Source organism: Dactylosporangium sp. NPDC051087, from assembly GCF_055586325.1.
In genome coordinates, this window is the sequence record NZ_JBVJIJ010000014.1 from 1 (window position 1) to 14,059 (window position 14,059).

The 14,059-nt window shown below is 72.5% G+C and carries 11 protein-coding genes; 4 read left to right on the forward strand and 7 right to left on the reverse strand.

Annotated elements, in window-relative coordinates:
* Positions 1–120: 120 nt before the first annotated feature.
* The 3 genes from ACZ6TV_RS25935 to ACZ6TV_RS25945 form a co-directional block, all read right to left on the reverse strand.
* Complete coding sequence (locus ACZ6TV_RS25935) at positions 121–1,311, reverse strand: cysteine desulfurase-like protein (RefSeq protein WP_465299852.1); 1,191 nt, start codon at positions 1,309–1,311, stop codon at positions 121–123.
* Positions 1,296–2,234, reverse strand: coding sequence for an RNA ligase family protein (locus tag ACZ6TV_RS25940; RefSeq protein WP_465299853.1), 939 nt, complete (start codon positions 2,232–2,234; stop codon positions 1,296–1,298). Before ACZ6TV_RS25940 ends, ACZ6TV_RS25935 begins: the two co-directional genes overlap by 16 nt.
* A gap of 71 nt (positions 2,235–2,305) precedes the next feature.
* On the reverse strand, positions 2,306–3,142 hold the full coding sequence (locus ACZ6TV_RS25945) for an undecaprenyl-diphosphate phosphatase (protein ID WP_465299854.1): 837 nt from the start codon (positions 3,140–3,142) through the stop codon (positions 2,306–2,308).
* 123 nt (positions 3,143–3,265) lie between these two features.
* On the opposite strand from ACZ6TV_RS25945, the gene ACZ6TV_RS25950 reads away from it, so the two are divergent.
* The gene (locus ACZ6TV_RS25950) at positions 3,266–4,816 is read left to right on the forward strand and encodes a GGDEF domain-containing protein (protein WP_465299855.1); all 1,551 of its coding nucleotides are present in this window, start codon (positions 3,266–3,268) and stop codon (positions 4,814–4,816) included.
* A 2-nt stretch (positions 4,817–4,818) separates the two neighbouring features.
* Here the strand turns inward: ACZ6TV_RS25950 and ACZ6TV_RS25955 are convergent, their stop codons facing one another.
* The 4 genes from ACZ6TV_RS25955 to ACZ6TV_RS25970 form a co-directional block, all read right to left on the reverse strand.
* Positions 4,819–6,249: a hypothetical protein gene (locus ACZ6TV_RS25955; RefSeq protein ID WP_465299856.1), complete on the reverse strand. Its 1,431-nt coding sequence runs from the start codon at positions 6,247–6,249 to the stop codon at positions 4,819–4,821.
* Between the two features lie 1,972 nt (positions 6,250–8,221).
* On the reverse strand, positions 8,222–8,509 hold the full coding sequence (locus ACZ6TV_RS25960) for a hypothetical protein (RefSeq protein WP_465299857.1): 288 nt from the start codon (positions 8,507–8,509) through the stop codon (positions 8,222–8,224).
* Positions 8,506–9,594: a type VII secretion target gene (locus ACZ6TV_RS25965; RefSeq protein WP_465299858.1), complete on the reverse strand. Its 1,089-nt coding sequence runs from the start codon at positions 9,592–9,594 to the stop codon at positions 8,506–8,508. The genes ACZ6TV_RS25960 and ACZ6TV_RS25965 overlap by 4 nt, the downstream gene beginning before the upstream one ends.
* Entirely contained in the window at positions 9,591–10,535 is a 945-nt protein-coding gene (locus ACZ6TV_RS25970; protein ID WP_465299859.1) for a LysR substrate-binding domain-containing protein, read from the reverse strand. Before ACZ6TV_RS25970 ends, ACZ6TV_RS25965 begins: the two co-directional genes overlap by 4 nt.
* A 72-nt stretch (positions 10,536–10,607) precedes the next feature.
* On the opposite strand from ACZ6TV_RS25970, the gene ACZ6TV_RS25975 reads away from it, so the two are divergent.
* Genes ACZ6TV_RS25975 through ACZ6TV_RS25985 form a run of 3 tightly spaced genes read left to right on the forward strand, consistent with a single transcriptional unit; the run spans position 10,608 to position 14,004 of the window.
* Positions 10,608–11,324 carry a succinate dehydrogenase cytochrome b subunit gene (locus ACZ6TV_RS25975; RefSeq protein ID WP_465299860.1) on the forward strand — a complete coding sequence of 239 codons (717 nt, stop codon included), beginning with the start codon at positions 10,608–10,610 and terminating at the stop codon, positions 11,322–11,324.
* Complete coding sequence (locus ACZ6TV_RS25980; protein ID WP_465299861.1) at positions 11,321–13,258, forward strand: fumarate reductase/succinate dehydrogenase flavoprotein subunit; 1,938 nt, start codon at positions 11,321–11,323, stop codon at positions 13,256–13,258. Before ACZ6TV_RS25975 ends, ACZ6TV_RS25980 begins: the two co-directional genes overlap by 4 nt.
* The gene (locus ACZ6TV_RS25985; protein WP_465299862.1) at positions 13,258–14,004 is read left to right on the forward strand and encodes a succinate dehydrogenase/fumarate reductase iron-sulfur subunit; all 747 of its coding nucleotides are present in this window, start codon (positions 13,258–13,260) and stop codon (positions 14,002–14,004) included. Before ACZ6TV_RS25980 ends, ACZ6TV_RS25985 begins: the two co-directional genes overlap by 1 nt.
* Positions 14,005–14,059 lie beyond the last annotated feature (55 nt).

Here is a 14,059-nt window from a genome sequence, read left to right on the forward strand (position 1 = left end):
GGTGGGGGGGGAAAAACCGCCGGCACTGGCGGCGAAGTAGACTTTGGTGTCGCCCCAAACCAACACAGCAACCCCTGGGTGGGGGGCCGGTCACCACCACGGTGACCGCCCTCCGCCATGTCAGAGGGCCGCGAGGAGCCGGTCCACGTCGTCGCCCGTCGTGTACAGGGAGATGCCGGCCCGCACCGCGCCGCCGGTGTCCCGCAGGCCCATCGCCGTGAAGTACTCGGCGGCGTAGTAGTCGCCGGAGAAGACGCACACGCCCTGGTCGCCGAGGCGGGCGGCGGTCGCGGCCGGGTCCTGCCCGCGGACCCGGAACGACACTGTCGGGCAGCCGCCGGCCGGCGCGGGCAGGACGTCCACCGACGGCGCCGCGCGCAGCCCGTCCAGGAGCCGCTCGAACAGGCCCAGCTCGTACGCGTGGACCGCCGCCATCGAGCGGAGGACCTGGTCGCGGCGCGAGCCGGACGGGTCGCCGTCGAGCGTCGCGAGGAACCCGACCGCCGCCTCCAGCCCGGCGAGCAGCTCGAAGCTCGGCGTGCCCAGCTCGAAGCGCTCCGGCACCGCGTCCGACGACGGCACGAGCTTCAGCGCCGGCGTCTGCTCCCATCGCGAGGGCGCCGCCACGCAGGCCGCGAGGTGCGGGCCGGACCACTTGTAGGCGCTGGTCACGTAGTAGTCGGCGCCGAGCGCGGCCACGTCGACCGGCAGGTGCGCGGTCGCGTGCACCCCGTCGACGTGGACGAGGGCGCCGGCGGCGTGCGCGACGGCGGCGATCGCGGCGACGTCCGGCCGGGTGCCGATGGCGTTGCTGCCCGCGGTGACCGCCACGACCCTCGTCCGGGCGTCGACGAGCGGGGTGAACACGTCGACGGGCAGCGCGCCGGTCGCCGGGTCGAACGCCGCCCAGCGCACCTCGACGCCGGTGGCCTCGGCCAGCTGCACCCACGGCCGTACATTGGCGTCGTGGTCGAGCCGGGTCACGACGACGTTGTCGCCGGGCCCCCACGTGGTGGCGAGGCCACGGGCGACGGTGTAGATCAGGGCGGTGGCGCTCTGCCCGAACACGACCCCGGCCGGGTCGGCGCCGACGAGGTCACCGACGGCGGCGCGGGCCGCGTCGACGATCCGCAGGGCGCGCCGCCCCGGCTCGAACGCGGTCGTCCGGTTGCTCACGGCGCCGCCGAGGACCCCGGCGACCGCCTGCGCGACGGGCGCGGCGACCAGGGTGCCGGCGGCACCGTCGAAGTGGGCGAACCCCTCGGCGAGGGCCGGGTAGGCCCGCCGGGCGCGTGCTACGTCGAACGGCATACGGCGACGATAGCCGCCCGGCGGACGGCATCCTCGATCGCCGCCTGCCGCCCGTCGTCGAGCGCCGCGACCGCCGCCGGGTACGCCTCGGACAGGTCGACCATGACGTCCAGGACGATCTCGTCGACGAGCGGCCCCGAACCCACCTTGGACCGGGCGCCCGCGACCCGCGGCGGGTTGACGAGACCGGCGGCGATCCGCGCGAGGTCGTCGGCGGGGATCCGCGTGTACGGGTCCCACGGCAGGCTGTCACCGAAGCGCTGCTCGTCGAACTCGTCGATCTTCGCCTTGACCACGGTGCGGTCCTGCGGGGCGAGCGCCGCGTCGGGTCGCAGCACGACCCCTTCGGCGAGGTTCCCGTCGATCGGGGGCAGCCCGCGCGGCACCCGGGTCTGGAAGCGGACCGGCACGGCGCCGAGGGACGCGCGGGTACCGCGGGCGAGCAGCGGCACCACGTCCAGCCCGGCGGCGCCGGCGACCTCGGCGACCTCGGCGTAGGTCCGGTAGACGCCCGGGTCGTCGGGACGCTCGTGGTCCAGGACGTCGAACAGGGCGAACCGGACGCCGGGGGAGTACCAGACGCCGGTCTGCACCGCCGACGCGCCCGGCACCGGCGGCACCCCGGGATGCGGGTAGTGGCCGCCGTGCAGTTCGCCGTACAGCCGTACCGTGGCGGCACCGTCGGCAAGGGCGAGCCGGGCGGCCTGCTCGAACGCGGGGCGCAGCAGCTGCCAGCCGAAGAACGGCTCGTCGCCGCCGAGCCACGCCTTCCGCTTGCCGACGCGGGTCACGGCTCCGTCCGCGGCGATGACGAGCTGCGCGCCGTGGATCTTCTCGGTGGCGATCCACGGCCCGCCGGCGGCCCGTGCGTCGCTGCCGAGCTGCCGCGCCGTGGGAATCTTGGGGTACGCCAGGTGCCGCATCGCAGCAGTATCGCGACGTTGACCGACCGGCGTCGCCGGGATTTCGTAGGCCGGCGGCGCCTCGGAGTCGGTCAGGTGGCGCTGATGACGCCGCCCCACAGGAGGGCGACGATGATGCCGCCGACCGCGGCGCGGTAGTAGACGAACGTGGCGATCGAGTTGCTGGCCACGAACTTCAGCAGCCAGGCGATGGAGGCGTACGCCACGACGAAGCTGACCGCGGTGCCGACCGCGGCGGCGCCCCAGCCGACGGTCTCGCTGACCTCGCCGGCGCGCTGCACACCCTCGAGGATGCCGGCGGCGGCGAGGGCGGGGATGCCGAGGAAGAACGACAGGCGGGTCGCGGTCACCCGGTCGAGGTGCCGCAGCAGCCCGACGCTGATCGTCGCCCCGGACCGGGACACGCCGGGGATCAGCGCGATGCACTGCGCCAGGCCGATGATCAGCGCGTCCTTCCAGGTCAGGTCCGCCTCGCCGACCTTCTGCGTGGCGAGGTGCTCGGCGATGACCATGACGAGGCTCCACACGACGAGCGCCCCGGCGACGAACCAGAGGCTGCGCAGCTCACCCTCGATGATGTCCTTGAACAGCAGCCCGATGACGGCGATCGGCAGCGACCCGACGATGACGTTGATCGCCATCTTCCAGCCGGTCTCCTTGCGCGCCTCGGCGCTGCGCAGCCCCTTCACGAACCCGGTGATGAACCGCGCGATGTCGTTGCGGAAGTAGATGATCGCGGCGATGATCGCGCCGACCTGGATCACGGCGGTGAACGCGGTGACGCCCTTGTCGTCGATCGGGATGCCCATGAGCTTCTCGGTGATGGTCAGGTGACCGGTGGAGGAGACCGGAAGAAACTCGGTCACGCCCTCCACGACGCCGAGCACGACCGCTTGCCAGATCTCCATGGGATCCCCTCCCGCTGCCGCCGACGTCCGCACGATCCTAGGTGCCCGGGTCGTGGCACCGCGCTCAGGTACCGGCGCGGCGCTTTGCTCAGGTTCTTTCGCGCCGTGCCGATGGTTCGGGTCATGACTGGCACAGCAGTGATCAGCGCCGACAGGGTCGCGGCCGTGGTGCTCGGCATGGAGGTCGACCGGCGCACCGCCGACCGGGACCGGGCCGAGGCCGCCGAGCGTGCCGCCGTGGAGCTCGGCCGGGACGACCTGGCCGCCCGGGCACGGCTCGTGATCGCCGACGCCCTGGCCCGCGGCGGGGAGCTCGCGGCGTCGGCGCCGCTGCTGCACGAGGTGCACCGGTGGGCGGTGCTGGAGAACGACCAGTACGTCCTCGCCCGGACCCATTTCCTGCTGTCGATCCTGCACACGTGTCTCGGTGACAACGCGCAGGCGCGGCGGCACGCGCTGATGTCGGTGGACCACCTGCCGGATCACGTGCCACCGCTGATTCGCGGCGCGCACCTGGTCATCCTGGCCCTGTCGGTCGACGTGGTGTCGCGGGCGGACGCGGCGCCGTACCACGCCGAGGCCCTCGACATCGCCGCGGCCGCCGGCGACCACGAGCTGAGCCGTTCGGTGCTGAACAACATGGCGTACGCCGCGTACCAGGCCGGCGACGCCGACGCGGCCGGTGACCTCGTCGAACGGATGCGCCGGCTGGTCGAGCGGACCGGCGTCGAGCTGCGCCCGCCCGACCTGGACACGATCGCCCGGGTCGAGCTGCTGCAGGGCCGGTTCGCCGAGGCGGAACGCACGCTGCTGCCGCTCGTCGACCCGGCCGCCACCCGCCGCGACGCCGAGGGCAACATGCTGCCCGAGGTGCTGCTGACCCTCGCCGAGGCGCAGCGGCTCGGCGGCGCCCTCGACCGCGCCCAGGCGACCGTCGAGCGGTGCCTGGCGCTGAGTGGGCAGCGCGGCATGGTCGACGTCGGGGCGAGAGCCCGGCGCGAGCTGGCCCGCCTGCACGCCTGCCAGGGTCGCTTCCGGGAGGCGTACGAGGAGCAGTGCCGCTTCGACGAGGAGTCGCAGGCGCTGCGCTCCGCCGAGCGGGAGGAGCAGGCCCGGCTGGCACAGCTGGTGTTCGAGAGCCGGGAGGGGCAGCGCGAGACGGTCCGGTTCCGCGAGATGGCGCTGCGCGACGCGCTGACCGGCCTGTACAACCGGCGGTTCGTCGACGCGCAGCTGCCTGCCCTGCTGGGCCGCGCCGAGCAGCGCGGTACGCCCGTGTCCGCGGCGCTGGTCGACATCGACTTCTTCAAACGGATCAACGACACCCTGTCGCACGAGGTCGGTGACCTGGTCCTGCAACGCGTCGCGACCGTCATGGCCGAGGCGGTCGACGAGCCCGCCACGGTGGCCCGGCTCGGCGGCGAGGAGTTCGTGGTCGTGCTGCCGGGCGCGGGCGCGGAGGATGCCGTCGCCCGCTGCGAACGGATCAGGACCGCCGTCCAGCGGCACCCGTGGTCCGAGCTGACCGGCGACCTGCCGGTGACGGTGAGCATCGGCGTGTCCAGTACCGCGGACGGCCGCACCACCTCCGCGGCCCTGCTCAGCCAGGCGGACCGCAACCTCTACGCCGCCAAGCGCAGCGGCCGCAACCGCGTCCTCGCCGACCCCGCCTGACCTCAGAAAAAGCAGTCGCCCCAGTTGAACGGGTTGAAGCAGCGGGTCCACGACTTCTTCTTCTGCTCCGGCTGCGGGGGCGGCGGCGTGTCCTGGGTCGTGTCCTTGGCGCGCACCTCGAACCCGTTGCCACGGTCGGGCACGGTGTTGGCGAACCAGTCGGCGACCAGGTCACCGATGTGCCACAGCACGTCGCCGGCCAGCTGGATGCCGTTGAGCACCGGCCCGGCGCGCTTGAGCAGCTCACCGGCCGCCGCGAGCCGGTCCAGCTTCTGCTGCGGCACATCGGCCGGTCTGCTTTCCCGGAGCACGGCCGAAATGCATGCGAACATCGCTCTGGCCGGCTCCCACAATGCGCCGGCCGACCGATTGGTGAGCCGATTCCCGCCGTCCGGGACGACGCACCGCCGGAACAGGTCGGGCGCCTTCCGGACCGCCCCCGCGATATCGGCGACGATGTCGAGCGGCTCCAGCAGATAGAATGCGAGATCCGCGCCGACGGTGAGCACCGAAGGCCCGATGTGATAAACCGCCGCCGCCCGCGGATCCATGTGCCGGATGGTGACGGACGCGCGGGTCAGCGGCGGCAGGTAGATCTCGTCGTCGTCCATCGTGGCGTCGACCAGGGCGGCCAGGACACCGCCGACGGTGCTGGGAATGTCCTCGCGGCTCGCCCTGGTGACGGCGTCGCCGAAGCGCACCACCTGGCCGTACGGGCGGTTGTTGACCAGCTCGATGTCCAGCGCGTCCCCGTCGGACTGCGCGCAGGCGCGGACGGCGGCGTTGTCACCGGCCGACACCCCTTCGAGTGCGCCCACCCACTCGGGCCGGCCACCGTGGCACCTGGGCGCGGGCGCGCGTTTGCCGAGGGCCTCCCCGAACCGCTGGGCAAGCCTGTCCCCGAAGCCGCCGAAGTCCCAGCTGAACGGGTTCCACCAGGAAAAATGCCTGATCAGCGCGACGATCATGTGCCGCGTCCCGTCGTACGTCGCGGCCTGCGGCACCCACGCCTTGGCGGCCTCGTCATAGGTGGACACGCCGAACCAGACGGCAGGGTCGACACCCGCCGGCACCGCGGTCATGTCGACCGGCAGCTCCAGGGTCAGCACGCCGTGGATCGCGTCCGGCGGGTCGGAGACCAGCTCCACGGCCTGACCGAGCAGCCGCATGCCGGTGTGCTGCCCGTCCGGCTGGGCAGCGGAGACCCTTGCGCTGACCTCGGCGTCCGCCGCCATCGCACCCGGCGGAATGATCAGCCGCCCACCACCGGGCAATCCGACGACACGGGCCTCTTCCGCTCTCCCGTCCGTCCCCGTGTAGACGAGAAAACCGGCGAGGACGACAACCACACCGACGCCGGCAATCACCCACCTGCGCTTTATCCCACGCGCAGCCATTCGGATCTTCTCCAGCAAGAATGCGACACGCACCATGACTCCTCAATTCCTGAGCAGAATGTGCACGGCAACACGTGAATAGCATTCGCAGCACTATCTTTCCCCCGCGACGTCATCATGCCCGGGGTGGCCGGGAATCACAGCCAGGGTCGATCCCTGAATGCGACCCCTAGGGGTATGCCGGCTACTGACGGACAGCCGTCCAACCAACTCGCCGGCGGCCGCCTTCGTCGCAGCCGACGCGACCGCACAGGACCGTGCCCACGTCCCACGCGCCCCGCCCGGCGGCCTGCTCCACCCTGCACGCCCTTCACTGCGGCGCGCCCCATGTCCTGCCGCGGCCGGTCGGGTGCTGCTCCGCGGAGATGCGCTCCATGTCTTTGCGCGAATCGGCCGGGGTCGTGCTCCATGTCCTACGGGGAGGTGTGCCCCATGTCCTGCGCGAACCGCCGGGGGCGGTGCTCCGCCTCCTGCGCCGGGGCCGGCTCTACGTCCTGTGCGGGCTGCCCGGCGGTGTGCTTCCCCTTGCGCGGCGGCTGCTTCATCTCCTGGGCGGGGCGTGCTCTACGTCCTGCGCGGACCGCCCGGCGGTGTGCTTCACCGTGCGCGGCGGCGTGCTCGGCTGTCCTGCGCGTGGGCGTGCGTCAGGTCCTCCGCGGCGGCCGTACTCCGCGTCCTGCGTGGGTCGACCGAGGTGGTGCTCCGCGTCCTGCGGGGCATCAGGTCCTCCGCAGGCCGTGCTCCACGTGCTGCGCGGACCGTCCGGCGGTGGGTCCTTCCTCCTGCGCGGAAGCGTGCCCTGCCTCCTGCGTGGACCGCCCGGCGGCGCGTTCAGGTCCTGCACGACGGTGCGCTCCGCGTCCTTCGCGGATCGACCGGGGCGGCGCTCCGCCTCCTGCGCGAGGCCGTGCCCCATGTCCCACGCGGACCGTCCGGCGGTGTGCTTCACCTCCTGCGCGGGGGCCGTGCTCCACGTCCTACGCAGACTGCCCGGCGGTGTGCTTCACCGTGCACGGTGGCGTGCTCCGCGTCCTGGGTGGGGCGAGCTTCAGGTCCTCCGCGGGAGCCGTGCTCCGCGTCCTGCGTGGGTCGGCCGGGGTGATGCTCCGCGTCCTGCGCGGGGGCGTGCGTCAGGTCCTCTGCGGGCCGTGCTCTATGTGCTGCGCGGATCGCCTGGCCGTGTGCCCCTTGCTCTGCGCGGACCGTCCGGCGGTGCGCCTTTCCTCTGTGCGGAGGTGTGCCCTGTCTCCTGCGCGGACCGCCCGGCGGCGCGTTCAGGTCCTGCGCGGCGGTGAGCTCCACATCCTGCGCGGATCGGCAGGATGGTGGTCCGCCTCCTCCGCGAGGGCCGTGCTCCACGTCCCACGCGGACCGTCCGGCGGCGTGCATCACATCCTGCGCGGACTGCCCTGAGGCGTGCTCCGGCGACCGCGAATTGGCCGGCGAAGGTGCGCAGATCCGTGCCTGCGCGGGGGCGTGCGTCAGATCCTCTACGTGGGCGTGCTCCGTGTCGTGCGCGGGGGTGTGCGTCAGGACCTCCGCGGGCCGTGCTCCACGTGTTGCGCGGATCGCCCGGCGGCGCGCCCTTCCTCCTACGCGGAAATGTGTCCTACCTCCTGCGCGGACGGCCCGGCGGTGCGTCCTTCCCTCCTGCGTGGATCGGCCCGGCGGTATGCCCCCTACCTCCTGCGCGGACTGCCGGGCGGCGTGCTCAGGTCCCGTGCGGATCGGCCCGGCGGCGCGTCCTGCCTCCTGTGCGGACCGCCGGGCGGCGTGCTCAGGATCGTGCGCGGACCGGTCCGGCGGTGTGTCCTTCCTTCTGCGTGGACCGGTCCGGCGGTGTGCCCTGCCTCCTACGCGGACCGCCGGGCGCGCTGAGGTCCTGCGCGGACCGCCGGGCGGCGCGTTCAGGTTCTGCGCGGACCGTCGGCGGCGCGTCCCTCCTCTTGCGTGGACCGCCGGGCGGCGCGTCCCTGCTCCTGCGTGGACCGACCCGGCGGTATGCCCCCTACCTCCTGCGCGGATCGTCCGGTGGTGGGCTCAGGTCCTGCGGTGCGGCGTGCCCCACGTCCGGCGTGGGCCGGTCGGCGGCGGGCTTCACCTCCTGCGTGGGGGCGTGTTCCACGTTCTGTGCGGCTTCGGTGAGAGCGGCTTCGAAGGCGGGGTGGCCGGCGGCGGCGCGCAAGGTCGCCTCGCCCGCCAGGACCGTTGCGGCGAAGGTGTGCAGCGGGTCGCCGGACGGGCGCAGCTCCGTCAGGCGGCGCAGCACGGCCAGGGCCACGGGGTCGCCGGTCATCGGGGGACTGCCGGGTGGTGGTACGGCTCGACGGACGGCAGCCGGGTCACCTCGGCGCCCGCCTGCACCGCCTCGATCTGGCCGGCGAGCAGGCGGATGGTGGTCTCGGCAACCCCATACAGCCGGGAGATCTCCTGATAGAGCCGATACGCCTGCCACGTGTAATACGCGGCGGCCGCGTAGCCGGTGAGGGCGCCGACGCCGGTTTCGATCGTGGCGGTGCCGACGATGCCCGCGACGTTGACGATGATGAGGGCGTCGATGAGCTGGCCGACGAGGTTGGCGGTCGCGGCGTACAGCTGCTGGCACGCGTCGACGGCCAGCGGGTAGAGGCGGGCGTATTCGTCGCAGGCCGGGCCGAGCGCGGTCGCGGCGCCGCCGAGCAGCAGCTGGAACTCCTGCTCGGCCTCGGCGGCGTGGCCGCGCCAGACGGTCGTGACGTCGGCGGCGCCGGTGATCAGGGAGCCGCCGGTGGCGAGCGCGGCGGCGCCGATGTGCGGCCACGCGTGCATGCAGTGCTCGTAGGCGCGCCAGTCGCCGCTGTACGCCGTGAGCCAGGGTTCGAACGGGTCGGTGCCGAAGAGCCACACCGCGACCTGCCGGATCCAGGCCGCCGGGCTCAGCAGGTCGGTGAGCGGGTTGAGCGTGAACACGTCGGTCTGCGGCTCGTAGGCCGGTGGTGCCAGGACGACGCTCGCGTGGGCGAACGGGGTGCGTGACGGCAGCAGGTCGGGGCGCGACTGGTGCAGCGTCCCGTGCAGCCCGCGCGGGTCGGTGGCGCCCGGGAAGGCGGCGTCCAGCGCGGCGGCCGCCGTGTGGTCGGTCGAGGAGTAGCCGTCGGCGGCCCGGCCGACCTGCGTGGCGGCGCCGTCGCTGAGCTCGCGCAGCCGGCCCAGCGCGCCGGTGACCCGGCCGTATGCCTTGCCGTGCGGGTCGGCGACGAGCATCAGCAGGCCGCGCCGGTCCCAGCTGAGCGTGCAGTGCCGCCGTGTGTAGTCCAGCGTGTCGCGGGCGTCGCCGCCCGCCCCCGCGAGCATCCCGCTGAGTGCCCGCAACCCGCTCGGATCGACGAAGAAATCGTTCACCCCGGCCTCCCCCTGACCTCGGATGCCGGCGACTCTAGCGCTTCCACACGCCGCACCCCCGGCGTCTGCACGCTCTGTTCCAGCAGCATCGCGCGCAGTGCCCGCGCCGCGTGGGACAGCACCGCGCCGCGCGGGTTGGCGAGGGCGATGGTGCGGTGCACGCCGGGGGCGGCCAGGGCGGTGGCGCGCAGGAGCGGGCGGTTGACCAGGGCCATGCTCGGCACGAGGGCGACGCCGAGACCGGCCTCGACGAACGCGAGGACCGCGTCGAGCTCGCCGCCCTCGACGGAGTACCGCGGCGTGAACCCGGCCCGCCGGCAGGCCTCGATGGTGACGTCGCGCAGGTCGTACCCGATGCGGAACATGACCATCGGGGTGTCCCGCAGGTCGGTGAGGGTCAGCGAGTCGGGCAGCGGGTGGACGGACGCGACGACCAGGTCCTCGCGGAGGATCGGCACGACGTCGAGCGCCGGGTCGGTGCCGTGCGCGGACGCGACGATGAGCGCCAGGTCGAGCTGGTGCGCGACGAGGCCGGCGACGAGGTCCTGCGAGCCGCCCTCGTCGACGTGCAGGGCGATGTCGGGGTGGGCGGCGTGGAAGCGGCGCAGCACCGCGGGCACCAGCGACGTGCACAGGCTGGGCGTGGCGCCGAGCCGGACCCGGCCGCGGCGCAGCCCGACGACCTCCTGCACGGCGTCGCGGGCGGTGTCCGCGTCGGCGACCATCCGCCGCGCGAGGGGCAGCAGCGTCTCGCCGGCGGTGGTGAGCATGACGCCGCCCCGGGACCGGTCGAACAGGGGTGCACCGAGCGTGGTCTCCAGGGTGTGAATTTGTTTACTCAGTGTCGGTTGGCTCACTCCGAGCGCCTCGGCCGAACGCGTGAAATGTCCCGATTCGGCCACTGACACGAAGTATCGAAGCTGTTGGAGCTGCACCTTCATAGCGTACGGCTATCGCGACTGCGTACATGATGCATTGGACGAATGAAAACGGCGGTCCTTACCGTCGATCCCGTGGCGGTAGATACAGCGGTCAAGCCGGTCCAGTCACCGGCGAAGCCCAAGAAGCGCAGGTCATCGGTCGGCCTCAAGCTGCTCATGGCCGGCACCGGCCTGCTGCTCGTGCTGTTCCTGTTCGCGCACATGGCCGGCAACCTGAAGATCTTCGTCGGGGCCGAGGCGTTCGACCACTACGCGCACTGGCTGCGCGACATCGGCACCCCGCTGCTGCCGCACACCTGGTACCTCTGGATCCAGCGCGGCGGTCTCACCGTCGCCGTCGTGGGCCACATCGTCGCGGCGGTCGTCCTGGCGCGGCGCGCGGCGAAGGCCCGCCCGGTCCGCTACGCGCACCGGCCCAAGGTGCAGGGCAGCTACGCGGCCCGCACGATGCGCTGGGGCGGCGTCATCATCGCGCTGTTCATCGTGTTCCACATCCTCGACCTGACCACGGGCACCGTGAACCCGGTCGGCGACGCCCAGCACCCCTACGCCAACGTCGTCGCGGACTTCGCGCCGTCGCGCTGGTACGTGACGCTCTTCTACACCCTCGCGATCGTCGCCGTCGGCTTCCACCTGCGGCACGGCATCTTCAGCGCGCTGCGCACCCTCGGCCAGCAGACGCCGCGCGGCGAGCGCCGGGCCCGCGCGATCGCGCTGCTGCTCTCCCTGGTCCTGGTCGTCGGCTACCTGTCGGTGCCGTTCGCCGTCACGATCGGAGCGATCAAGTGAACTTCTGGAGCGAGGGCGAGCCCATCGCCGACACCGCCGCGCCCGACGGGCCGATCGAGACCCGCTGGGAGCGCCGCCAGTTCGGCGCCAAGCTGGTCAACCCGGCCAACCGCCGCAAGCTGACCGTCATCGTCGTCGGCACCGGCCTCGCCGGCGGCTCCGCGGCCGCGACGCTCGCCGAGGCCGGCTACAAGGTGCGCTCCTACTGCTACCAGGACAGCCCGCGCCGCGCCCACTCGATCGCCGCGCAGGGCGGCATCAACGCCGCGAAGAACTACCGCAACGACGGCGACTCGGTCTACCGGCTCTTCTACGACACGGTGAAGGGCGGCGACTTCCGCGCGCGGGAGTCCAATGTGTACAGACTGGCGCAGGTCTCGGTGAACATCATCGACCAGTGCGTCGCCCAGGGTGTGCCGTTCGCCCGCGAGTACGGCGGCCTCCTGGACAACCGCTCCTTCGGCGGCACGCAGGTGTCGCGGACCTTCTACGCCCGCGGGCAGACGGGCCAGCAGCTGCTGCTCGGCGCCTACCAGGCCCTCGAACGGCAGGTCGCGCTCGGCAACGTCGAGATGCACACCCGCCACGAGATGCTCGAGCTCGTCGTGGTCGACGGCAAGGCCCGCGGCATCGTGGTCCGTGACCTCGTCAGCGGCGCGGTGAGCACCGAGTTCGCCGACGCCGTGGTGCTCGCGTCCGGCGGCTACGGCAACGTCTTCTTCCTCTCCACCAACGCCAAGGGCTGCAACGTCACCGCGTCGTGGCGCGCGCACCGCAAGGGCGCCCTGTTCGCCAACCCGTGCTACACGCAGATCCACCCGACGTGCATCCCCGAGTCCGGCACGCACCAGAGCAAGCTCACGCTGATGAGCGAGTCGCTGCGCAACGACGGCCGGGTCTGGGTGCCGGTCCGCGCCGGCGACGACCGCACCGCCGCCGACATCCCCGAGGACGAGCGCGACTACTACCTCGAGCGGATCTACCCGTCGTTCGGCAACCTCGTCCCGCGCGACATCGCCTCCCGGGCCGCGAAGAACGTCTGCGACGAGGGCCGCGGTGTGGGCCCCGGCGGGCTCGGCGTCTACCTCGACTTCGCCGACGCCATCGCCCGCCTCGGCCGCGCCGCCGTGGAAGCCAAGTACGGCAACCTGTTCGAGATGTACGAGCGGATCACCGGCGACGACCCGTACACCACCCCGATGCGCATCTATCCCGCCGTGCACTACACGATGGGCGGGCTGTGGGTCGACTACGACCTGCAGTCGACGATCCCCGGCCTGTTCGTGGTGGGGGAGGCCAACTTCTCCGACCACGGCGCCAACCGGCTCGGCGCGTCCGCGCTCATGCAGGGTCTCGCCGACGGCTACTTCGTCCTGCCGAACACCATCAACGACTACCTGGCGGCCGGGCCGTTCCGCGCGCTGTCCGAGGACGACGCCGAGGTCGTCGCGGCGCGCACCGCCGTCACGGATCGTCTCGACAAGCTGCTGGCCGTCGACGGTGACCGCACCGTCGACTCGTTCCACCGCGAGCTCGGCCACATCATGTGGGAGTACTGCGGCATGGAGCGCACCGAGGAGGGCCTCACCAAGGCGATCAGCCTCATCCGGTCGCTGCGCGAGGAGTTCTGGACCCGGGTGAAGGTGCCCGGCACCGGCGAGACCCTGAACCAGAACCTGGAGCGGGCCGGTCGCGTCGCCGACTTCTTCGAGCTCGCCGAGCTGATGTGCGTCGACGCGCTGCACCGCGCCGAGTCCTGCGGCGGGCACTTCCGCGCCGAGAGCCAGACCCCCGACGGCGAGGCCCTGCGCCACGACGACGAGTTCTCCTACGTCGCCGCGTGGCAGTTCACCGGCACCGGCGAGCCGCCCGTGCTGCGCAAGGAAACCCTCGACTTCGAATACGTCCACCCGAGCCAGCGGAGCTACAAGTAATGAACCTCAAGCTGCGCGTCTGGCGCCAGACCGGCCCCTCCTCCCGCGGCCGCATGGTCACGTACGACGTCACGGACATCTCGCCGGACGCGTCGTTCCTGGAGATGCTCGACGTCCTCAACGAGCGGCTGATCCTCGAAGGCGACGAGCCCATCGCGTTCGACCACGACTGCCGCGAGGGCATCTGCGGCATGTGCGGCATGATGATCAACGGCGTGGCGCACGGCCCCTCCCGGGCCACCACCACCTGCCAGCTGCACATGCGGCACTTCAAGGACGGCGAGACCATCGACGTCGAGCCGTGGCGCGCCGCCGCGTTCCCCGTCGTGAAGGACCTCGTCGTCGACCGCGGCGCGTTCGACAGCATCATCCAGGCCGGCGGCTACATCAGCGCCCCCACCGGCGCCGCCCCCGACGCCCACGCCACCCCGGTCCCGAAGGCCGACGCCGACGCCGCCTTCGAGGCCGCGACCTGCATCGGCTGCGGCGCCTGCGTCGCCGCCTGCCCCAACGGCTCCGCGATGCTCTTCACCGCCGCGAAGGTCGGCCACCTCGGCCTCCTCCCGCAGGGCCAGCCGGAACGCGACACCCGCGTCGTGAGCATGCTGGAGGCCCACGACGACGCCGGCTTCGGCGGCTGCACCAACACCGGCGAGTGCACCACCGTCTGCCCGAAGGGCATCCCGCTCACCCTCATCGGCCGTCTCAACTCCGACTACCGCAAGGCCGTCACGAAGCGCGGCTGACCGGCCAGGGCCAGCCGCACCGACAACGACGTCGGTGCGGCCTCCGGGCCCGTCC